Annotated in this window: 16 protein-coding genes; 12 read left to right on the top strand and 4 right to left on the bottom strand. The window is 38.8% G+C overall.

Annotated elements, in window-relative coordinates:
• Positions 1 to 17: 17 nt before the first annotated feature.
• The 6 genes from AACW45_RS01615 to AACW45_RS01590 all read left to right on the top strand — a co-directional run bounded on the left by AACW45_RS01615 (position 18) and on the right by AACW45_RS01590 (position 11,433).
• Complete coding sequence (locus AACW45_RS01615; RefSeq protein WP_199330860.1) at positions 18 to 1,232, top strand: N-acetyl sugar amidotransferase; 1,215 nt, start codon at positions 18 to 20, stop codon at positions 1,230 to 1,232.
• 16 nt (positions 1,233 to 1,248) lie between these two features.
• Complete coding sequence (gene hisH / locus AACW45_RS01610; protein ID WP_190626998.1) at positions 1,249 to 1,866, top strand: imidazole glycerol phosphate synthase subunit HisH; 618 nt, start codon at positions 1,249 to 1,251, stop codon at positions 1,864 to 1,866.
• 8 nt (positions 1,867 to 1,874) lie between these two features.
• Positions 1,875 to 2,633: a glycosyl amidation-associated protein WbuZ gene (gene wbuZ / locus AACW45_RS01605; protein ID WP_190626996.1), complete on the top strand. Its 759-nt coding sequence runs from the start codon at positions 1,875 to 1,877 to the stop codon at positions 2,631 to 2,633.
• Between the two features lie 111 nt (positions 2,634 to 2,744).
• Positions 2,745 to 4,235, top strand: coding sequence for a UDP-2,4-diacetamido-2,4,6-trideoxy-beta-L-altropyranose hydrolase (gene pseG / locus AACW45_RS01600; RefSeq protein ID WP_190626994.1), 1,491 nt, complete (start codon positions 2,745 to 2,747; stop codon positions 4,233 to 4,235).
• Between the two features lie 19 nt (positions 4,236 to 4,254).
• Positions 4,255 to 5,307 carry a pseudaminic acid synthase gene (gene pseI, locus AACW45_RS01595; RefSeq protein ID WP_190626992.1) on the top strand — a complete coding sequence of 351 codons (1,053 nt, stop codon included), beginning with the start codon at positions 4,255 to 4,257 and terminating at the stop codon, positions 5,305 to 5,307.
• A gap of 114 nt (positions 5,308 to 5,421) precedes the next feature.
• Positions 5,422 to 11,433 carry a glycosyltransferase gene (locus AACW45_RS01590; RefSeq protein WP_190626991.1) on the top strand — a complete coding sequence of 2,004 codons (6,012 nt, stop codon included), beginning with the start codon at positions 5,422 to 5,424 and terminating at the stop codon, positions 11,431 to 11,433.
• 248 nt (positions 11,434 to 11,681) lie between these two features.
• Here the strand turns inward: AACW45_RS01590 and AACW45_RS01585 are convergent, their stop codons facing one another.
• Together AACW45_RS01585 and AACW45_RS01580 are read right to left on the bottom strand one after the other, a co-directional pair.
• Positions 11,682 to 13,910 (bottom strand): O-linked N-acetylglucosamine transferase, SPINDLY family protein, encoded by a 2,229-nt coding sequence (locus AACW45_RS01585; RefSeq protein WP_190626989.1) that lies wholly within the window; start codon positions 13,908 to 13,910, stop codon positions 11,682 to 11,684.
• 236 nt (positions 13,911 to 14,146) lie between these two features.
• On the bottom strand, positions 14,147 to 14,686 hold the full coding sequence (locus AACW45_RS01580) for a type IV pilin-like G/H family protein (RefSeq protein WP_190626987.1): 540 nt from the start codon (positions 14,684 to 14,686) through the stop codon (positions 14,147 to 14,149).
• A 306-nt stretch (positions 14,687 to 14,992) separates the two neighbouring features.
• Between AACW45_RS01580 and trxB the strand changes: the two genes are divergently transcribed.
• From trxB to AACW45_RS01560, 4 genes are all read left to right on the top strand, one after another.
• A complete protein-coding gene (gene trxB, locus AACW45_RS01575; RefSeq protein WP_190626985.1) occupies positions 14,993 to 16,366 on the top strand; it encodes a thioredoxin-disulfide reductase in 1,374 nt (457 codons plus the stop codon).
• Between the two features lie 135 nt (positions 16,367 to 16,501).
• Complete coding sequence (locus tag AACW45_RS01570) at positions 16,502 to 17,476, top strand: cysteine synthase A (RefSeq protein WP_190626982.1); 975 nt, start codon at positions 16,502 to 16,504, stop codon at positions 17,474 to 17,476.
• 154 nt (positions 17,477 to 17,630) lie between these two features.
• On the top strand, positions 17,631 to 17,963 hold the full coding sequence (locus AACW45_RS01565) for a (2Fe-2S) ferredoxin domain-containing protein (RefSeq protein ID WP_190626980.1): 333 nt from the start codon (positions 17,631 to 17,633) through the stop codon (positions 17,961 to 17,963).
• Positions 17,964 to 18,017: 54 nt separating this feature from the next.
• The gene (locus AACW45_RS01560; protein ID WP_190626978.1) at positions 18,018 to 18,851 is read left to right on the top strand and encodes a DUF5331 domain-containing protein; all 834 of its coding nucleotides are present in this window, start codon (positions 18,018 to 18,020) and stop codon (positions 18,849 to 18,851) included.
• Positions 18,852 to 18,947: 96 nt separating this feature from the next.
• Here the strand turns inward: AACW45_RS01560 and ygfZ are convergent, their stop codons facing one another.
• On the bottom strand, positions 18,948 to 19,937 hold the full coding sequence (gene ygfZ / locus AACW45_RS01555; RefSeq protein WP_190626976.1) for a CAF17-like 4Fe-4S cluster assembly/insertion protein YgfZ: 990 nt from the start codon (positions 19,935 to 19,937) through the stop codon (positions 18,948 to 18,950).
• Positions 19,918 to 20,043, bottom strand: coding sequence for a hypothetical protein (locus AACW45_RS01550; protein ID WP_277880180.1), 126 nt, complete (start codon positions 20,041 to 20,043; stop codon positions 19,918 to 19,920). Before AACW45_RS01550 ends, ygfZ begins: the two co-directional genes overlap by 20 nt.
• A 155-nt stretch (positions 20,044 to 20,198) precedes the next feature.
• On the opposite strand from AACW45_RS01550, the gene cobJ reads away from it, so the two are divergent.
• Entirely contained in the window at positions 20,199 to 21,932 is a 1,734-nt protein-coding gene (cobJ, locus tag AACW45_RS01545; RefSeq protein ID WP_190626974.1) for a precorrin-3B C(17)-methyltransferase, read from the top strand.
• A gap of 119 nt (positions 21,933 to 22,051) precedes the next feature.
• Positions 22,052 to 22,339 carry a DUF2934 domain-containing protein gene (locus AACW45_RS01540; RefSeq protein ID WP_190626972.1) on the top strand — a complete coding sequence of 96 codons (288 nt, stop codon included), beginning with the start codon at positions 22,052 to 22,054 and terminating at the stop codon, positions 22,337 to 22,339.
• Positions 22,340 to 22,388 lie beyond the last annotated feature (49 nt).

Genomic DNA, 22,388 nt, shown 5'->3' with positions numbered 1-22,388 from the left:
GTTAAGGAGCATTTTTTATGACTAAATACATTCAGTACTGCACTCGTTGTGTAATGCCAGAAACTAAACCAGATTTATATATTGACGAACAAGGAGTTTGTAGTGCCTGTCGTAATTTTGAAAAACGACAGGAAGTGGACTGGCCAGCAAGGAAAAAAGCATTGCTTCAGATTTTAGAGCGTTACCGCTCTAAGAATAGCAGTAATTATGATTGTATTATTCCTGTGAGTGGTGGTAAGGATAGCCACTTTCAAGTGCTCAAAATCTTAGAAATGGGAATGAATCCTCTGTGTGTTACAGCAACAACAGATAAGCTGTCTGACATAGGACGACGCAATATTGAGAATCTCAAAAACCTTGGTTTAGATTATATAGAAGTTACCACTAATCCTTTAGTGCGGCGTAGGATAAATCGTCTAGGATTAACGGAAATTGGGGATATTTCTTGGACAGAGCATGTAACTATATTTACTATACCTATTAAGTTGGCTGTACAACTCAATGTACCACTGATTATCTGGGGAGAAAATCCACAGAATGAGTATGGAGGCCCTGCTGCTGCTGGAAATAATAATTCCCTGACCCGAAGATGGTTAGAGGAGTTTGGCGGACTTTTAGGGCTGAGAGTTAGCGATTTGATCGGACAACAAGGTATTGAAACACACCACCTGATTCAATATACTTATCCGTCTGATGAGGACTTACAGAGAGTCGGTGTAACGGGACTTTTCTTAGGTTACTATCTCCCTTGGGATGGCTATCAGAATGCGCTGTATGCCCAAGCGCATGGTTTTGAAACTTACCACAAGAGTGTTGAAGGTTCTTTAGTTAACTATGAGAATTTAGATAACTATCAAACAGGAATACATGACTACTTTAAATTTCTCAAGTACGGTTTTGGGAGAGCTACAGACCTTGCTTGTTTGCATGTCCGGCGTGGACGATTGAGAAGAGAAGAAGCTATCAAACTAGTAAAGATGCATGATGGCAAATTCCCTTGGGTTTATTTAGGTTGCCCCTTGGAGGAAATTCTGAAAGATATTGATATGACCGTTGAAGAATTTATCCAGGTCTGCGATCGCTTCACCAACAAAAAGCTATTTCTCTGTGATAGCAGAGGCAATTTAGTCAAAGACAAAGAGGGAAATCTTAGCAAAATCAATTATGACAATATCATTCCTAATCCAGGATTAGACTGGCAACTAACTGTAAATCACACCACAATCTCATAAGATACCTAGAATACTAATGAAGAAAGTCGCGATTGTTGACTATGGTATGGGAAATGTTGATTCTGTCGCGCGTGCAGTTCAGCACTGTGGCGGTGAACCAGTTATTACATCTAAAACTGCTGATTTTGAAGTTGCCAATTACATCATACTACCTGGAGTGGGTGCTTTTCAAACTGGAATAAAAAATATCCGTAGCCAGGGTTTAGACGTAGTGTTACAAGAACAAGTCTTGGGACAAGGTGTCCCTTTTTTAGGGATTTGTTTGGGTATGCAATTGCTAGCTACTAAAGGTTGGGAAGGAGGAGAAACAGAGGGACTGGGTTGGATTGAAGGAGAAATCAAGCGACTTTTACCTGATAGCTCGGAAATCCGTATTCCCCATGTAGGCTGGAATGAAGTTATTTTCAATCAACCGTCATCTGTATTTCAGAATATACCCTCAGGCAAAGATTTCTACTTTGTTCACAGCTACCATTTTATATGCAATCATCCCCAGGATGAAATTGCTCATACACCTTATTGTAGAGATTTTGTATCAGTAGTAGGAAAAAATAACATTTTCGGTGTTCAGTTTCATCCAGAAAAGAGTCAAAGATTGGGACTACAAGTTATCAAAAATTTCCTTTCTATGTAGCAGACACTATGCTAAAAGTTCGTGTTATGCCAACTTTGCTATTTAAAAACTTCGGCTTAGTTAAAGGTATCCAATTTAACAGTTGGCGACGAGTTGGTAGCGCCATGCAAGCTGTTAAAGTTTACAATATGCGCGAAGTCGATGAGTTAATTTTTCTAGATATTACTGCTAGTAATGAGGGGCGTTCTCCTGATTTTGAAACCGTCGATGAGCTTGCTGATGAGTGCTATATGCCTTTAACTGTAGGTGGCGGAGTACAAACAATTGCAGATGTAAAGCGATTGTTGCTGGTTGGTGCTGATAAAGTAGCTATCAACACTGCTGCTGTATTGACACCAGAACTCATTCGAGCAACGGCTCAACAATTTGGCTCCCAATGTGTAGTAGTTTCAATTGATGCCAAAAAACTCCACACTGGACAATACGAAGTATTTACTCATGGTGGGACAAAGGCTACAGGAAAAGACCCTGTGAAACTTGCTCAGGAAGTTGAGAAACTAGGTGCAGGTGAAATATTACTCACATCTATTGATGCTGATGGGACGATGAAAGGTTATGATATCGAACTCACTAGAAAAGTCACCTTAGCAGTTTCTATTCCTGTCATTGCATCTGGGGGCGCAGGGAAGTATGAACATATGGCTTCGGCACTAATTGAAGGAGGAGCATCTGCGATCGCAGCAGCTAGTATGTTTCACTTTACTGAACAAACACCTTTACAGGCGAAGCGTTTTCTTAAAGAACGCGGTATAAATGTACGGCAATAACTTAAAAGTATCTTATTAATTTCAACATTAACTTTTCATCTGAATTTTGAACAAGAAAAGAATATCAGTTGCTGATACCGACTCTAAAATAGGAGAGGATGAAATACTCCCATGAAAGTCGTCATTCGTACAGATGCTTCTAGCAATATTGGAACAGGTCACTTAATGCGGTGTCTTGCGTTAGCTCATGTATGGCAGGCAAAAGTAGGAGAACCTATTTTTGTAATATCTACGGAAACTATGCATTTAGAGGCACGGTTAACAGCAGAAAACTTCCAAATCTTTTATTTGCCAGCACATTTGCATAGTCATGAGGATGCTAGAGAAACTTCTCGTATAGCTCAGGAGCTTAATGCTAAGTGGGTTATAGTTGATGGCTATAACTTTGACTCTGATTACCAAAAAATTATTAAAAATTCCGGACTAAATCTTTTATTTATTGATGATTATGGACATGCCAAGCGCTACTATGCAGATCTAGTTTTGAATCAGAACATTTCTGGTGATAATGACTTGTACTCAAACCGCGAGCTTTACACTCAGATATTACTAGGAAATAATTATGTATTGTTACGACGGGAGTTTTTGCAGTGGAAAGAATGGCAACGCTATCACCCACCTATAGCTAGTAAATTACTGATCACAATGGGAGGTGCCGATACTAATAATGTCACCCTGAAGATTATTCAAGCTTTAAATATATTGAAGATAAATGGAATAGAAGCAATAGTTGTAGTCGGTGGAAGTAATTCTCACTATGAACAATTGCGTTTAGCATCGCAGAATTCGCAATTTCCTATTCGTTTAGAAAAGAATGTGACAAATATGCCTGAGTTGATGGCTTGGGCTGATGTGGCAATAACAGCAGGTGGTAGTACATGTTGGGAACTAGCTTTTATGGGGTTGCCTAGCCTCATATTGAGTTTAGCTGAAAATCAAAAAGCGATCGCACAAAAATTAGATTATATGGGGGTATCTATCTATCTTGGTTGGCATGAGGATGTTTCTGCTGCTGAAATAGGATCGGCGCTTACTGATTTACTAATAGCTGCACATACACGAGTAGAGATGACTAGACGCGGCCAAGAGTTAGTAGATGGCGAAGGAAGTAAGCGCGTATTGAGTCATCTAGAAGCCAAGTTGTTAAAATTACGCTGGGCGTGCCAAGAAGATTGTCGGTTGTTGTGGGAATGGTCAAACGATCCAGAAGTCAGGGCTGTTTCTTTTTCCACAGAACCTATACCTTGGGAGGATCATGTTCAATGGTTTCAATCTAGACTAAACTCTCCGAATTATATTTTTTACATTGGTGTTGATAGGAATGATATACCTATTGGTCAAATTCGCTATGAATTACAAGTTCATGAAGCCATTATTTCTATAAATATTGATAAAAAGTTTCGTTATCAAGGTTATGGTTGTCACCTGATTAACTTAGGATGCGAAAAAATATTTTCTGAATCTCAAGTCAAAATAATTCATGCCTATGTCAAACCCTATAATACAAGCTCAATCAAAGCTTTTTCCCAATCTGGATTTAAAAATATCGGCAACAGTAAACTAGGCGATTATCAAGCAATTCATTTAGTTAAAAATAAATAAAATCTCTGTAACAAATTATATGAAAGAAATTAATATTGCAGGTAAAAAAATAGGTGCCAACCATCTGCCATTTATGGTTGCTGAAATGTCGGGCAATCATAATCAATCGTTAGAATTAGCTCTAGAAATAGTTGACGCTGCAGCCAAGACAGGGGTAACCGCTCTCAAACTTCAGACTTATACAGCAGATAGTATGACTTTGGATATCAAAGAGGGTGATTTTTATATTGATAATCCCAATAGTCTTTGGCATGGTAAATCTTTGTATCAGCTTTACCAACAAGCTTACACGCCTTGGGAATGGCACAAACTAATTTTTGAGCGTTGCAAGCAACGAGGAATTATCTGCTTTAGTACTCCCTTTGATATTACGGCTGTAGATTTTCTCGAATCTTTAGAAGTACCTTGCTATAAAATAGCTTCTTTTGAAAATACTGATTTACCTCTAATCCGCAAAGTGGCTAGTACTGGCAAACCAATGATTATCTCTACTGGTATGGCAACAATTTCGGAGTTAGATGAAACGGTACGGACAGCTAGGGAAGCAGGCTGTAATGATTTGATTTTACTTAAATGTACAAGTACTTATCCGGCAACACCAAAGGATAGCAATTTGTTGACAATTCCTCATCTGCGGGATTTGTTCAATGTACAGGTGGGGTTATCGGATCACACGATGGGAATTGGTGTTGCCGTTACTAGTGTTGCTTTAGGGGCGACATTCATTGAAAAACACTTTACTCTCTGTCGGGCTGATGGGGGCGTTGATTCTGCTTTTTCAATGGAACCAGAAGAAATGCATCAATTGGTTCTTGAAACTGAAAGAGCTTGGCAAGCACTGGGTAATATAAATTACGGCCCGATAGAAGCCGAGAAAGCATCGTTAAATTTTAGGCGATCGCTCTACGTTGCACAAGATATGAAAGCTGGTGATATTTTTACACCTGTTAATTTGAGAACAGTGCGTCCAGGCGCAGGTTTATCTCCTAAATATTACGATATTTTTCTTGGACGAACTATTAAACAAGATGTTAAAAAGGGTACAGCAGTAACATGGAATCTACTGTATTAAATGCATATTATCAAGGGCAAGTATAAATACTTTAAGTGTAAATCTTACTTTTTCTTGTTAGTGTGACTAAAAATGTTTGATAGTTCTTCGTTTCTCAGTAATGAAAATTGAATTATGTTAACTCTTGAAGAAGTACTCTATAGCCAGAAAGACCTAGCTAGGTTATGTGAGGCAAAGCCTGTAAATACAAATGAGCTTTTCTGGGGAAATTTTTTTTATGGTATTGATGGCATATTAAAGCAATATGTAGGTATTCCTCAAGAATATTCTTTGAAAGTTCTCGTACCTCATGGAGTATATTTTAGTGATTCAGTTGTTAGCGAAGAGGAAATAGATAATCCTCTATCTATAATATTCTGTTATCCTGCATACAGACAGCCTGCTTACATTAATGCGATTCAAGAAAAACAGTCAAACAAAATAGTTTCTTTAGCATCTTCTCCATTTCTTTACGTTTGTGATTTGCTAAGGGAGATATCAAAGCCTACAAGAAAAGGTACAATTTTTTTTCCTGCTCATTCTACATTCAATGTCTTCGCACAAACGGATTTTGAGCAACTTGCAGAAGAATTAATACATTTAGATGACAAATATAAACCAGTAACAGTATGTATTTACTGGGCGGATTTTTATATGGGTCGTCATATCCCATTTCAACGCAGAGGATTTAATGTGGTTTCAGCAGGTTATAGAGACGATCCAGACTTCTTGTTTCGGTTTTACCATTTATGCTCTATGCATAGTTATGCTGCTAGCAATTGTCTTGGGTCTCATATATTTTACTCTGTAAAAGCAGGTTGCTCGTATTTTCATTTAGAAACCAATACTAAATATCACTGGACAGCTAAAAGCGAGGAATTATTTCACAAAGAAGTACCACTTGTAGAAACTAGTAAAGAATTATTTTTACAATCTGTGTTCCAAACTCGACAGCCCTATGTTACAGCACAACAGATGGATCTTGTTAATTACTATATGGGTGCTGAATATTTTAAATCTCCTTTAGAGCTTCGTAATCAACTTATAAACGCAGAAAATTTATATAACAGAAATAAAACTTTGGCGAAATATACAAATTTTCAAGAAACTAATTACTCAAAAAACAAGATGGTCATTAACAAGAAATTCCAACTAAAAACTACAATCGCTGCTATTAACAAACAAACTCATATTTTATTATATACAGATGACTCCGGGGTAGGCGGTGTTGCACAATATAATCACTCAATTCTCTGTGAACTGGTTGGCTTAGGTTACCAAGTTTCTTGCGTACAAGAACGCAGTTCCAATCCCTTACTCCAAGAACAAAAAAAATTAGGAGTAAAGCACTTGTGGTTAGAATTTGATGCAGCGAAAGACTTTAATCGCACTTTAACAAACACCTCTGATGCTCAAAAAATTATAGAGCTTGCCCAGGCAGACTTAATTATTTTTAGTGATGCTTGTCCTTTTTCAAATTTGGCAGCAAAGCGAGTTGCAACTCAATTGGAAATACCCTACATCATAGTTGAAGGTTTTGTTGCACCTTACTTAGCAGAGCGCTTTGCTAGCTACTTAGATGAATTATCCCATTATTTTAGGCAAGCAAAGACAGTAATTGCTGTCTCCAGTGAAAATTTAAGTTTACTGCACACACTATTTAGGCTACTTGGAAATAAAGGAGAGGTAATTTATTATGGTCGACCAACATCATATTTCATACCACCTTTGTCTTCAGTTCGCGATCGCTTACGTCAAGAACTTGGTCTGCCTAATGATGCAGTTATCTGCTTCACAGCAGCTCGTTTGACACCTGTTAAAGGCTACCAATATCAGCTAGAGGCTATTAAGCAATTACAGCACAGTTCAGTATGGTCTAAACTTTATTTTGTTTGGGCTGGTGCTGGAGATTTAGAGCCACAACTCAGGCAAATAATTAATCAACTGGGAATTTCCGACAAAATTAAACTACTAGGACAACGTTGGGATATATCTGATTGGCTAGATGCTAGTGATATTTTTGTTCTTCCCTCAGAGGCGGAAGGAATGCCTTTAGCAGTCATGGAAGCTATGGCAAAAGGACTACCAGTAATTGCTTCAGCGGTGAGTGGTATTCCAGAAGAACTTGGTAATACAGGAAAATTACTAGTCGATCCCAAAGAAAATCCAGAATTAACTATTCAAGAACTAGCAACAACCATTCAAAATTGGGTAGAAAATCCAGAAATTAGGTACTCTGTGGGACAAGCTGGCAAAAAGCGTGCAGAGGAATTATTTACAGAAGAAAGAATGCTAAAAGAAACTGTGGCAACTATAGAAAGAGCATTATTGCCAGTGGGAGATTATGTTTCACCTGGTCTTTCAATTATTCAACCGGATCACTGCTTTCCTAACATGATTGTAGGTGATACCAAGGGTTGCCAATGGCCTTACCTACGGCGGGAAATAGCACACAATTGGTATGTAGATCGGCGGCAACCAATAGTAGGTTTTCTTAGCCGAGACGAAGCTCATATTCTCTACAATACTGCTCTGCAATTCCAAGGTAAGAGAGCTTTAGAAATTGGTTGTTGGCTTGGTTGGTCAGCCTGTCACTTAGCTCTAGCTGGTGTGGAATTAGATGTTGTAGATCCTCTATTAAGTAAGCCTGAATTTTACGAGAGTGTGAGAAATTCATTGCAAGCTGCTGGTGTAATCGACTCAACAAACTTAGTCGCTGGCTACAGTCCACAAAAAGTTGAAGAATTAGCAGATCAACTTCAACGTAAGTGGTCGTTGATTTTTATTGATGGGAATCATGATGCTCCAGGCCCGCTTAATGATGCAATCATTTGTGAACAATTAGCTGAACCAGATGCTTTAATTATCTTTCATGATTTAGCTTCTCCTGAAGTATCCCAAGGTTTAGACTACTTAAAACAAAGAGGATGGAAAACCCTTGTATATCAAACAATGCAGATTATGGGGGTTGCATGGCGGGGTAATGTTCAACCAATTCAACATCAACCAGATCCAAAGATTAATTGGCAGTTACCGAGCCATCTACAAAGTTATATTGTCAGTAATATAAAAAATTATTCTTACTTCCAGAATATTTCTGGTGATAATACAACCGAAGGTACACAACTGAAGAAATCACCTTTAGTTTCTGTGGTAATTCCTTGCTACAAACAAGCTCGCTTTCTACCCCAATCTGTGGCTAGTGTTGCAGTTCAAACCTATGAAAATTGGGAAATTATTATTGTTAATGATGGCAGGGCAGATGATACTAATGAAGTTGCTCAACAGTTAATTAAACTTTATGCAGATAAAAAAATAAAACTTATAGAAAAGGATAATGGTGGTTTAGCAAGTGCTCGCAATGTCGGCATAGAAGTGGCAGAGGGAGAATATATATTACCATTAGATGCAGACAGTAAATTAGATATTAATTGTCTCAGTCATCTAGTGAGAATTGTGGTAAATCAAAGTGACCTGTGTGTAGCATTTGGTTCCTATGAAATATTTGGATTAGAACAAAAACAAATTATTAGTGCCGATCTCTACTCTGCGGCAAATATAAAAAGTTTCAATATGCTGCATACATCTTCTTTGTTTTCCAAGGAAGTATGGAAATTAGTCGGTGGCTATAAGACTGATATGGTTGCCCAAGGTTATGAAGATTGGGACTTTTGGTTGAGTTGCCATCAAAAAAATATATATTTTCAAGGTACAAGGGAAATAACCACATATTACAGAATAGAAAATGATTCTATTTATGTATTAGAATCCCGTCCTAATCATCATAAACTATATGCTGAGTTAGTTTTTAGCCATCCAGAGCTTTTTAGTGTTGAGCAAATTCGAGAATCGGCAAATATTATTTTGCAGTTTAAGAATATTGTTGAGGATTTATCTAAATTTAACTTAGATGAAATTAAAAATATTATTGAAACATATCAAAATAATTCGCAAGATACAGTTCCAATAATCAATATCTGTAATTTACGTGAGCATATTGCCAATTTAATATTGAGTGTAGATCCAGAAAATATCCAGATTATATTTCTCAGTAATCTGGGTCAAGTATATAAAATGCTGCTAAATAGTGGTATTAAAAATGAAGTAATGACTAGTACTGAGCAGGCTTTTATCAATGAGCTTGAGGTAGATATTACTAAAGGTCTTGGCCAGCCAGAGGCTATACAATACTTATTAACAGCAATGTTGTATCGTCGTGCTGACCAGTTACCACTGCAATATGAATTAACTGATATTCCTCAATGGTTCCTAGATGATTACTTGAAATATATATTTGAATCTCCTCGCTTATTTAAAGAAAAGGGAGAGGCGAATAACTATTATCGCTATTTACAAAAATGGCTAGATTACCTACAAAAAAATATATCCAGCAATCCAGAATCAGCATTATGGCAGCATATAGCCAATCTTTTCCTTCAAGTTGCCAATTTCATCCCTCTATATTTCACCACAGAGAATTTAAAAGGCATTTATATCCAACGCGCTGAGATTATGGAATATGCTTTGAAGACTCAAGGTTACCAAATTGACTACGAGTTTCCAGAGCGATCGCCAGAACTTCAAAAAATCCGTTTAGGAGTTCTTGCTGCTCACTATACTCCCCAGACAGAAACTTTTACAACACTACCTGTATATAAACATTTAAATAGAGATGCATTTGAAATAATTCTCTATACCTTAAATTCTCAGAATCATCGTTTAGAAAGGTATTGTAGTGGTCATAGTGATGCCCTAATCACTTTACCTCAAGATTTATCGAGTCAAGTAAAAGTGATTCGTGAAGATGAGTTGGATATTCTCTTGATTGGAACCAATGTTACCGCAGTAACTCATCAAATTACATTGTTAGCGTTACATCGCCTAGCACGCATACAGGTTGCTAGTACTAGTTCCTGTGTCACAACCGGAATGCGGAATGTTGATTACTATATATCAGGTAAATTAACTGAACCTGTAAATGATGCTCAACAACAATATACTGAAACTTTGGTTACGGTAGATGGTTCTGCGCACTGTCATGATTTTGCTACTGAAGAACACATTCTTCCTACAATCACAGTTAATCGAGAAAGTTTAGGAATAGATAGTGATGAAATTGTTTATATTTCTGGAGCTAATTTTTACAAAATTATTCCAGAAGTAGAAGCAGCTTGGGCAAAAATAATTGCTAGCGTGCCTAATTCTCGGCTAATACTTTATCCCTTTAATCCTAATTGGTCTTCTGCTTATCCAGTGATTGAGTTTAAAAAACGCATAACATCAAGCTTTGCAAAATATGGCATAGCTGAAGAGCGGTTAATTATTCTTAACCCTGTACCAAACCGTGCTGATGTTAAAGAACGTTTAAAAATTGCTGATGTTTATTTAGATTCTTTTCCATTTTCTAGTATTAATTCTCTGATTGACCCATTAGAAGTAGGTTTACCAACTGTTATCAGTGATGGTCACTCCTTCCGTTCTTTGATGGGAGCGGCGCTTTTGCGAGAACTGAAGCTAGAAGATTTAATTGCAGATAGCGAAGAGTCTTATATAGAGTTAGCGATCGCACTTGCTAATAATCCTGAATTACGCCAGCAAAAGAAAGAGCAAATTCAGGAAAAAATGCAAACTAATCCTAGCTTTTTGGATAGCCGCTCCTATTCAGCTAAGATGGAACGCTTATTTAAGCAACTCTTCAATAATTATCTTGTAGAGATTCTCAGCCAAAATCTACCCTTGAGAGATATCAACCTGATTATTTTCCCAGATTGGACTCAATCAGAAGAATCTTTAGGTTTAGAATTGGAACAAGTCATCAAATTTCTTGCTACTTATCCTGACAGTCAACAAACTACCTTGCTGATTGATACAAATAATATTGCAGTAGAAGATGCAGAAATCTTTTTATCAAGCGTAGCTATGAATCTGATGATGAACGAAGATTTAGATATAACGGAGGGATTAGAAATTTCTTTGATAGAACCATTAAGCAATCATCAGTGGCAAGCTTTATTACCTAACTTAACAGCAAGAATTACTTTGGAGATTGAAGATAAGCTAGCATTGGCGCAATTACCAATTGCAGAACTTTCTGCTTGGGATTGGGATAAACTTATGAATTCAATTTTAGAAATCACTGCTGTTTAGTTATCAAAGTTGAATTAATAGTTTTCTTGAATATTGTTCTATAAGCCAGAGATTTGAATCCCTGGTATTTTTTAATACATAATACAAAAGCTCGCATAAGCAAGCTTTTCATCTACTATTGATTATGGGTTTTATATAGCCGTAGTCAGATACATTAGGACATCAAGCTAAGATAAAATCCTGATAATAAAAGCCTTTCAAGTCTGTGAGCAGTCAACAGTCAACAGCTATAGCTATATTTGATATCATTACCCATCAACATACCTTTGCCACATTTGCTCGTAAGCTTTTTCCATATCACGAGTAAATTGCTTTGCATTCCACAATGGTGCTGTTTGCCTTGATTGGCGAAGTTTCCATGATATCTGTTGTCGTAATTTTTCATCTTTACCTAAGCGCACACCCCATTCTACATATTCATCTTCAGTCCAGGCTATACCTTCTGTAATCCCTGCGTTCATCATCATTGTGTAACTATTACGCGCTGCAAATTGCTGTCCAACTCTTGTGACTACAGGTATACACATCCACAGAGTTTCTAAGGTTGTCGTAGCACCATTGTAAGGATAGGTATCAAGAACTACATCAGCGATAGCTAAATTGGCACGGTGAATTGCTTCGGTAGGCGCACCAGGTAAAAATCTGAGGCGAGAGAAATCTACACCCTCTTTTTCTGCTATACGTTCAAAAAATTCTTTTGATGATTCTAGATCTGCGTCACCTTTAATCAGTAGATAACTATTAGGAACTTCTGCAATAATTCTCAACTGTAATTGTAAATGTTCCTGATGCCTTTTATATCCTTTTTGAGTCATAAAATACACTATGGCATCACTAGGAATATCTAAATATTCCCGCCGTAAATTAGGTACATCTACTTCAAAACCATCAACAGCTATATAAGTTTGTGGTAATCTCCAAATTGTTTCGCTGTAATAATCTTGTGCAGATTCAGGTAATACGTAAGGATCGGCGATAAAATAATCAATTGATGGTAAGCCTGAGGAATCCCAGCCTAACCAAGTTACTTGAATGGGCGCAGATTTGATGGACATTAACTCACAAGAGTGATCTAAGGTAATACTATCTAAATCCACTAAAATATCAATTTCATCTGATTGAATTTGATCCCAAATACCATAATCATAAATTCCAAATTGATGAAATTTATAAGAGTTATCTATAAAATTATTTTTTGTAAATTGTTCTACAGTACTTGACTCATGCAGGAAATAGCTATGAATTTTAAATTTTTCGGGATTATGATATTTAAATAACCATCGGCATAGCCAACCTACAGAATGTCTTTTTAGACAATGAGAAATATAACCTATATTAAGATTTCTTTTCTCTTGACTTATATTTTTCTTCCGTGACAATAATAATTCATTTTGACGCAGCGCAATTTCACTATGATACTTTATTAAATTTTTTTGCGACAAACGAGAAATTTCATTTTGAATCCCATGATTATTTTGTGGATCATCATAAATATATGGCAAGAAAAATACTGAGTTAAAAAGTAGAGCAGCAGTAACCTTATCAAGATTATCTGGATTTTCTTGTATCAGTTCTTTGGCAGTTAAGACTTGCTCCTGCAAGCGATCGCATACTTCTTGCCAATAAGTACCAGAGGTCATAAAAGCTCTTAAAATTAAAGAATTTGCGCAAACTTTTTCGGCTAGTGTTGTTACTATTTCGTAAAAAAGTTTAGCTGTTTCTATGCCTTTGGCATATTGTTGAGAATTTTGGTAAAAATGAGATAATTGTGTAATTACTCCTCGATGTTTAGGAGCTTGCTGTAAACATAATTCTGCAAAGCGTGACGCTAATGTAGGCATTCTTTTAAAAACAGCAATATTTATAACCTCCAGCATTGCAGTATCAATAATAGTTAATGGTTCTGGAGAATATTTTAGACAAGCTGCAAAAAAATTAAAAACAGATTCTTCTGTAGGTGCAAAGATTAAAAGTTCTACAATTAAATCTAGTAATAAATTAACATCAAAATTATCTATTTTGTCCGGGAATAAACTAGTGATTGATTCTAATAAACTGGAGCTATCATCACTGAAATTATTTAATAAGATAGACAATTTAAGAATACGCAGCAGATTATTGATATCTTCGGGTGCAATTTCCTTTATATGTTGGCGAATTGCCCATGCAATTTGATAATCTTTAATACTTACGCGACGTTCAGCTTCTGTTTCTAAAATATCTAGCAGTTCTGCTATATAAAATTCTTCTTGCTCTGTGTCTGATAATGCCATCAACCAAGTCATTTGAGCTTCAGTTTCTTGACCTTGCAGCAGCAACATTAATCCTAAATACCAATAGTGAGACTTGACATCTGGCTGAATTTCAATTGCTTGTTCGTAAACACTAATAGCGGCGCTATAGTTTTCTTCTATTATATATTTTTCGGCTTGTTGTTGCCAATCATTTTTATTGACATGAAACTTTGCTAAAATCATATTTAATTCTGAGTGAATTTACTGTTCTGTTATATCTCAATATTTTAATTATGGTTGAATTTAAATTTAAATTGTAATGATTAAATTCAAATATTTTTTGCAGGAAAATAATTATTATTAATAATATCTAAAAACAAGTTTTAAATTTAAGAAAAATATTCACCCTCGAAAAACTGTTCGAGGGTGAATATATATCTCTTACTAGCATAGAGTAAGAGCAAATGATTGATTGAAGTTTATTTGATAAACTTGCCGCTAGCGTTGCAAGAGGAAGCACCAGCAGAGGCATCTATCAAAGACTGCCCAGAGGTTGCTACATTGACTCCTTCACAAAGGAAAGCAATACTAGTTAATTCAGAATTCGTACCTACTGCTTGTAAGTAAACTCTACCACCATAATTTTTCAGTCCAGTAGCAATGGCGGTTGAATAGCTTGTGGCATAAGTATTAGTGCCAGTTCCTGTTGCTGCTGTTGTAAAGTAATTATAGTTGCTAGTGGTGCTTTTAATGCCAATTCCTGTGTCATTCACAGAAGTTGCAAATTCGTCATTTTCTGTGTAGTAAGCTTGTTGACCTTTGTTCATAGAACCAACATAGGTCTTAGATTCTGATTGTTTAGCTTTCTTAGCTTGGTTGAGGAATGAAGGTAGAGCGATCGCAGACAGAATACCGATAATGATGATTACTACCAACAATTCAATAAGTGTGAAACCTTGTTCGTCTTTCTTTTTACCGAGAATGTGCTGAAGGAATTTTGCTTTAAGTTCGGTTTTCATAAGTGTTTTCCCTGCGGTCTGGGTGAGTTGTTTGTTCTAGAAAGAACTTACCCATCTGATTACAGTTTCATATCACTAAGTAGAAAAAATATTTTTGTGTTGTTTCATATACAAGATTTTAGGTAATGAGGAGATAGTAGCGTTACCGTGAGAAAAGTTGAAGGGCGCAAGGAACGACGATTGAAGCTTAGTCTGCGCATATCTACTTGTAACCTGCGATCGCTCTCAATTCCCTAGTCTTCCCAATTGCGATCGCAGTTTGTTATGCTATATTAAGCGTAGTCGTTATGAGTTTGTATAACTGTTATGACCAACCCGACAGTAGAAAATTTGGTAATTATCGGTTCTGGGCCAGCAGGATACACGGCGGCGATATATGCCGGGCGAGCTAACTTGAAACCTGTGGTATTTGAAGGCTTCCAAGCAGGGGGTTTGCCTGGTGGGCAATTGATGACAACGACGGAAGTGGAAAACTTTCCTGGGTTTCCCCAAGGGATTACCGGGCCAGAATTGATGGACAGAATGAAGGCGCAAGCTGAACGCTGGGGGGCTGAGTTATATACAGAAGATGTAATATCAGTTGATTTGACTCAGCGTCCGTTTACTGTGCGCTCAGAGGAAAGGGAAGTTAAAGCTAACAGTATTATTATTGCCACTGGTGCAACCGCCAAGCGTTTAGGTTTACCCAGCGAACATGAATTCTGGAGTCGGGGAATTTCTGCTTGTGCGATTTGCGATGGTGCGACGCCGATTTTCCACGGTGCGGAACTGGCTGTGATTGGTGCTGGTGACTCGGCGGCGGAAGAGTCAATTTACTTAACCAAGTATGGCTCTAAAGTCAATCTGCTGGTGCGTTCTGATAAAATGCGGGCTTCTAAAGCTATGCAAGACAGGGTTTTGAGCAATCCTAAAATCCAGGTACATTGGAACACAGAAGCCGTAGATATCTTTGGTAACGGCCACATGGATGGGGTGAAAATCCGCAATACCAAAACTGGCGAAGAAAGCAAACTGCAAGTGAAGGGTTTGTTCTACGCTATTGGTCACACTCCGAATACTTCTCTATTTAAGGGACAACTGGAACTAGATGAAGTCGGATATGTTGCTACTAAGCATGGTTCTGTAGAAACCAGCGTTGAAGGTGTATTTGCGGCTGGTGATGTGCAAGATCATGAGTTTCGCCAAGCAATTACAGCTGCAGGTACTGGCTGTATGTCCGCGATGCTGGCTGAACGCTGGTTATCTTCTAATGGTTTGATTCAAGAATTCCATCAACAGCCAGAAACACCAACTAATGAATTAGAACATCAGCCAGCAGCGAAGAAAACCGAAGCTGAACAACAAGCAGAATTTAGTTTAAATGCGACAAGACATGAAGGTGGTTATGCTTTGCGGAAACTTTTCCATGAAAGCGATCGCTTGCTGCTGGTAAAATATGTTGCGCCTGGTTGCGGCCCTTGTCATACCCTGAAACCAATTTTAAATAAAGTGGTTGATGAATTTGACGGCAAAATTCACTTTATTGAAATTGATATCGATAAAGACCGCGATATTGCCGAAAATGCTGGAGTGACAGGTACACCGACGATTCAATTGTTCAAAAATAAAGAACTGATCAAAGAAGTCAAAGGTGTGAAGCAGAAAAGCGAGTACCGCCAAATGATTGAAAGTAACCTTTGAGAACTAGGGATTTGGGGATAAGGGAGAAATAATCAATGCCCAATGCCCCATGCCCATTTTCCTTGACACAATAAATCCATATTGCCGCCACTATAAGCCAAAATTTTTATAGACAGAACTTAGGTACAGGCAAAAATGGATATCAAACATGGCTTCGTCGGTAGCATTGGCAATACACCTCTGATTCGCTTAAACAGCTTTAGCGAAGAAACGGGATGTGAAATTCTTGCTAAAGCAGAGTTTCTTAATCCTGGTGGTTCCGTCAAAGACCGCGCTGCACTTTATATTATTGAAGATGCGGAAAAAAAAGGCTTACTCAAACCTGGCGGTACAGTAGTTGAAGGTACCGCAGGTAATACTGGTATTGGATTAGCGCATATTTGTAACGCCAAAGGTTATAAATGCCTAATTATTATTCCGAATACTCAGTCTCAAGAAAAAATAGACGCATTAACAACTTTAGGTGCAGAAGTTCGCCCAGTTCCGGCTGTACCTTATAAAGATCCCAATAATTACGTCAAGCTCTCTGGGAGAATAGCGGCTGAATTAGATAATGCTATTTGGGCGAATCAATTTGATAATTTAGCTAACCGCCAAGCCCATTATGAAACTACAGGGCCAGAAATTTGGGCGCAAACAGATGGTAAAGTTGACGGTTGGGTAGCTGCAACGGGAACTGGCGGTACATTTGCTGGTGTGGCACTTTACTTAAAAGAAAAGAATCCAGCAGTTAAATGCGTTGTGGCAGATCCTTTAGGTAGTGGGCTTTACAGCTACATCAAAACTGGTGAAATCAGCATACAAGGTAGTTCCATCACTGAAGGTATTGGTAACAGTCGCATTACAGCGAATATGGAAGGCGTACCAGCCGATGATGCGATTCAGATAGATGATAAAGAAGCTTTGCGAGTAGTTTATCAACTGCTGAGAAAAGATGGATTATTAATGGGCGGCTCCACAGGGATTAATGTGGCGGCATCTGTTGCTTTAGCCAAACAGTTAGGCCCCGGACATACTATTGTTACCATTTTGTGTGATAGTGGTTCGCGATATCAGTCGCGGATATTTAATCACGAATGGTTAGCTTCTAAGGGGCTTTCTGTGGATTAGTCAGAGACGCGATTAATCGCGTCTGTACAATTGTCATTTATTCCCCTTGTCTTCCTTCCCTTCCCTTGTCCTCTCCTCTGCGCCATGTCAGTTGCTACAACGCGGGAAACCCGCGCAATGCACTGACTCCTTTGTGTCTCTGTGGTTGGAAAAAATGTCAAACATCACTCAATCATCGGACTTTCCTAGAACAGATCCCAATTCTTTACCCAAATGCGTGCGCGTTTGTCAAAACCGTACTTGTAAAAAACAAGGTGCAGCAGATGTTTTAGCGGCCTTTGCTGCTTTGCCTGTTGCTGGTGTAATTGTTACAGCTAGCGGTTGTTTAGGACAATGTGGCAATGGCCCTATGGTATTAGTATTACCTGAGATGGTCTGGTATAGCGGCGTTCAACCCAGTGAAGTACCTCTATTGGTAGAACAACATCTATTAGGCGATCAAAGAGTCAAGCAGATGCTTTATTATCGGTTTCATCCCCAGGGATAAAGTGTTTCAAAATATATCAGTCTGCACTCTTTGTTGACCGAAGTGAGGAAGCCAATGAATATTCAGCAGCTACGTCAATCATTAAAAATGAAGTGGCTGGGTTATTACGCACAAAATCGCCCTTGGTTAGTAAAAATGCGAATTTGGGGTACTTATGATGGCGTGCGCCGGCCTTGTTCTGGTTTTATGTTGGCGACTTTATCTGTATTAGAACCGCAGTTTGAACAGATACTTGATTTTTTAACTGAACTCAGCAATAACCCTGATAAAATTATTGCGGCTTTGGGTCTTAACTTCAGTCCTGACGAAGAGTTGGATTTGATAATTCAAGATGATTTTATGGCTGCTGATTCATTGTCAAATGAGCCGTTAACAGAAATTGAGGATCGAGTTCAGCATGTATCTTTAGTAACTGAAAATTTAGAGGATATTTCTAATTCGCCAACAAGAATATTAAATTCTGAGCAGCCGCTTGGTGATATGGCTCCAACCAAGATTAATGTATCATCGTTTACGGGAGCTAATGAAGTAGTTCGCGATCGCCAACCTGTGACATCAGTTGCAGTGGCTACTCCAGTAAGTCGAGAATCTTCAGCGCCGACGCTAGTTATGGATAAGCTAGCTAGTGAGATTTCTAGGCAAAGCACAACTATTTTACCGTCGGCAATGCCTACGGAGATTCCCCAAAATTACACCAGCTTGAAATCGCTGGCTGTTGCGATCAAAATTCCTAGCAATGATAGCCCGTTGAAGATGCAATTACCCGTTGTTCCTACTAAAACTAAAATCTCACCTAGTAGTAATGCTCGTAGTTTAGCTTCTTGGGTGGATGAGTTTTGTCAAGGTGCTGATTGGAATCCAGAGGAAGCTATTTTTATTCATTTTTGAATAGTCCTTTGTCCTTTGTCATTAGAACAGTTTTTACTGTTGACTATTGACTAAGGACTAATTTTCAGCCGTAAGTCAGTCGGTATAAATAAAACTTTAAACTGAAGGATATTCATGAGAAACAAAGGGGATTGCTACTATTTCGCCCTTAGTTTCTCCTACTTGTACTTTCAAGCCTACACCGCCCGCTTTGGTGCGAATGTAACCTAGTCCAAAGTGTCCATCGGCTGTTTGGGTGTAACTGGTGAGTTTACCAACTTTTTCATCACCAATGGCGATCGCACTGCCAATTTCAGCAAAACCACTTAGCCGTATTCCCCAAAGGTTTTGTTTTACACCTTTATATGTATTCAATCTGGCAATGGTTTCTTGTCCGATATAGCAGCCTTTATTAAAGGATATAGTTTGCCACAAGCCAACTTCTAGGGGATTGTAATCATCTGTGAGTTCTGCGTCTGGGGCGGGTCTTCCTTGTAATATTCGTAACGTATCCCAAGCGCGATCGCTCAATTCTACTGCACCTAATTCTAAAATTTGACTCCACAGTTTCTCTTTTTCGGAAGTTGGCAAAATTAGGGTATATCCAGGAGAAGCCAAGCCACTACCAACGGCAATAATTAAGTTACCGTTGACTACTAAATGAGTTCCATAGGGTTGACCAATAATTGATTCTGCGCCTAATTTTTCGATAATTGCATCACTTTCAGTCCCGATGAGGCTAAAGGTTGCAGTTTCAGCCGTTACATCGGTCAATTGCACTTTATCAGCAAAAAAGATATAGCGGTCTAACCACTGCATGATATATTCGCGACGGTTAGGCGAAACCAACAATAAAACCGCATCTTCTAAAACGTAGGCGGTAACTAAATCAATGGTGCGGGCGGTGGATGTTACCATTACCGTATCGCAGCCTTGACCAGGTTTTAAGCTTTGGAAATCATTAGTACTTTGGTTGTGTAAAAAGCGGATGCGATCGCTATCAGAAACACGAATGCGTCCAAAAAAAGAGCGATCGCATACAGCAACCCCTTCTGTTACCGCTTGGATAGCTGCTGCGTCTTGAGCGTCAATTGCAGATGTTGGCATGGTAATGAAGAGTTGCTTTTATTTCAAGGGTTTCGCATTGGAATATTACCAAATTATCTTTGATTGGTTCAAGGGGATTAAGTATGGGGCATTGGGCATGGGGCATTGGGCATTGGGCATTGGGCATGGAAGGGGGACAAGGGAGACAAGGGAAATAAGGGAGATAAGGGAGACAAGGAGGACAAATGACAAATGACAAATGACTATTGACTATTGACTCTGGACTCTTGACTATACCTAATATACAGTTCCAGAATTTTTATGATGACGAAGGTTGCACCTGCTGTTGTGGTGTTGGGTCAAAATAGTGTAGCAGTAGCACGCAAAATAATTAGTGTTTTACCAGGGGCGACGTTATACGGTTTGGCGGGACGTACTACTGAGGTAGATGTTAGCTTTAATAATTTTGGTGAGACGGTGCGGGAGTTATTCACCCAGGGAACGCCAGTGATTGGGATTTGTGCGGCGGGTATTTTAATTAGAACCTTAGCGCCCATGATTTCTGATAAACGCCAAGAACCGCCAGTAGTCGCTGTAGCTGAAGATGGTAGCGCGGTTGTTCCCCTGTTGGGTGGATTGAGTGGGGTGAATGATTTAGCGCGGCGGATTGCTGAGGTTTTTGAGGTGAAAGCAGCAATTACGACTACCGGCGATATTCGGTTTCGCACAGCGTTGTTGTCTCCGCCTGCTGGTTATCATTTAGCTAATCCTGATGATGCGAAAACTTTTATTTCTGATTTGCTAGCTGGGGCGCAGGTGAAGTTGGAAGGAATAGCGCCTTGGTTAACTAACAGTCAATTACCCATTGATCCAAATGGCAATTTGACGATTAAAATTAGCGATCGCTTGCTTCAACCGACACCAAACTGTTTAATATACAATCCGGCAACAATTGCGATCGCAATTAATGAAATTTCTGGAACTGAGGATGAGGTACTAGCTTCCATACAGCAACTATTAACAGAGGCGGAAATTGCACCAGCATCGATAGCTGGGGTATTTGCACCCCTAACCATCGCCGCAAATCCGGTAATTCATGCCGTTGCTAGCGCCTTGAAAGTGCCTACACGCTTTTTTACTTCAAATCAATTAAAAAGTTTATTAACACAAGGTTATAGCCCCAGCCAAGCGGTAGCTATTGCCGCTATAGGGACAGATGGTGAAGTAATTAAGACAGAAACAGGAATAGCGATCGCAATTTCCCCCGAACCCATCAACCCCAGCAATATCGGACAATCACGGGGACGATTAGCGGTGATTGGTACGGGGCCTGGTAGTTCAAAATGGATGTCTCCGGAAGTGAAAGAAATCCTCAAAGCTGCTACTGATTTAGTCGGTTATACAACTTACTTAAATTTGGTAGGTTCCTTGGCTGAAGGTAAGCAACGACATGATTCTGACAATCGCCAAGAAATATCACGGGCGGAAATGGCGTTAGATTTAGCAGCCCAAGGACGATATGTAGCTGTAGTCTCCTCTGGAGATCCGGGGATTTATGCGATGGCGACAGCAATTTTTGAAGTTTTGGATCGCCACAATAAACCCGAATGGGATAGCGTAGAAATTCATGTTGCACCGGGAATTTCCGCCATGCAAGCCACAGCAGCAGCTATTGGCGCACCCTTGGGACATGATTTTTGTACTATTTCCCTTTCAGATATTTTAAAACCTTGGTCAATAATTGAACAGCGAATTGCGGCGGCGGCTGAAGCTGATTTTGCGATCGCTTTCTACAATCCTGTATCAAAAGAGCGTACTTGGCAATTGACAGCAGCGAGAAATATCTTACTGCGCTATAGAACACCTGATACCCCAGTAGTCTTAGGGAGAAACCTCGGACGCAATGGACAAACTGTAAAAGTAATTACCCTTGCGGACTTAACACCAGAAGTAGCCGATATGCGAACCCTAATTATTATCGGTTCTAGCAAAACCAAAACAATCCAACGCCCTGATGGTAATGTCTCCGTTTACACCCCTCGCCACTACAGCTAAAATCACAATAGTCATTGATCTTTAGCAAATCCTCCGCGTACCTTCGCGTTTACCTTTGCGCCCCTATGCGTTGAAACTTTCAGCCCCAATTTGACCCAAAACTGCCCTAATTTTACTCTATGCCTTACGACATTACTCTGTGCCCCGGACAAAATTGTCCCATCAAACAAGAGTGTTACCGTTTTACAGCCGAAATTTTAGGTCGTCAAGATTTTTTTGGAACACCACCTTATAAATTGACGACTAATTCTTGTGAGTTTTTTATCACTAACCGCCCAAATGAAGCGCAAATTCGTAGGCTAGCTTATACAATCTGGGAAAAAACAGGCTATCCAGAAGGAAAATCTGTAGAACATTGGCTTCAGGCTGAAAAAGAGTTAACAGCGTTAAAAAACTTACATTCCTGATGCATATTAGTTTGTACTGTAAGATGAAATCGGCTCATTTAAGTAGTTG

It is taken from the genome of Calothrix sp. FACHB-168 (genome assembly GCF_963889195.1).
GTDB lineage: Bacteria > Cyanobacteriota > Cyanobacteriia > Cyanobacteriales > Nostocaceae > Aulosira > Aulosira anomala_A.
The sequence above is the reverse complement of the archived record's forward strand: the minus strand, read 5'-3'. Positions and strand labels throughout refer to the sequence as shown.

Coding starts and splice junctions, on each gene's coding strand:
- AACW45_RS01615 (WP_199330860.1), top strand. CDS start 18: ATGACTAAATACATTCAGTACTGCACTCGTTGTGTAATGCCAGAAACT.
- hisH (WP_190626998.1), top strand. CDS start 1,249: ATGAAGAAAGTCGCGATTGTTGACTATGGTATGGGAAATGTTGATTCT.
- wbuZ (WP_190626996.1), top strand. CDS start 1,875: ATGCTAAAAGTTCGTGTTATGCCAACTTTGCTATTTAAAAACTTCGGC.
- pseG (WP_190626994.1), top strand. CDS start 2,745: ATGAAAGTCGTCATTCGTACAGATGCTTCTAGCAATATTGGAACAGGT.
- pseI (WP_190626992.1), top strand. CDS start 4,255: ATGAAAGAAATTAATATTGCAGGTAAAAAAATAGGTGCCAACCATCTG.
- AACW45_RS01590 (WP_190626991.1), top strand. CDS start 5,422: ATGTTAACTCTTGAAGAAGTACTCTATAGCCAGAAAGACCTAGCTAGG.
- AACW45_RS01585 (WP_190626989.1), bottom strand. CDS start 13,910: ATGATTTTAGCAAAGTTTCATGTCAATAAAAATGATTGGCAACAACAA.
- AACW45_RS01580 (WP_190626987.1), bottom strand. CDS start 14,686: ATGAAAACCGAACTTAAAGCAAAATTCCTTCAGCACATTCTCGGTAAA.
- trxB (WP_190626985.1), top strand. CDS start 14,993: ATGACCAACCCGACAGTAGAAAATTTGGTAATTATCGGTTCTGGGCCA.
- AACW45_RS01570 (WP_190626982.1), top strand. CDS start 16,502: ATGGATATCAAACATGGCTTCGTCGGTAGCATTGGCAATACACCTCTG.
- AACW45_RS01565 (WP_190626980.1), top strand. CDS start 17,631: ATGTCAAACATCACTCAATCATCGGACTTTCCTAGAACAGATCCCAAT.
- AACW45_RS01560 (WP_190626978.1), top strand. CDS start 18,018: ATGAATATTCAGCAGCTACGTCAATCATTAAAAATGAAGTGGCTGGGT.
- ygfZ (WP_190626976.1), bottom strand. CDS start 19,937: ATGCCAACATCTGCAATTGACGCTCAAGACGCAGCAGCTATCCAAGCG.
- AACW45_RS01550 (WP_277880180.1), bottom strand. CDS start 20,043: ATGCCCCATGCCCAATGCCCCATACTTAATCCCCTTGAACCAATCAAA.
- cobJ (WP_190626974.1), top strand. CDS start 20,199: ATGATGACGAAGGTTGCACCTGCTGTTGTGGTGTTGGGTCAAAATAGT.
- AACW45_RS01540 (WP_190626972.1), top strand. CDS start 22,052: ATGCCTTACGACATTACTCTGTGCCCCGGACAAAATTGTCCCATCAAA.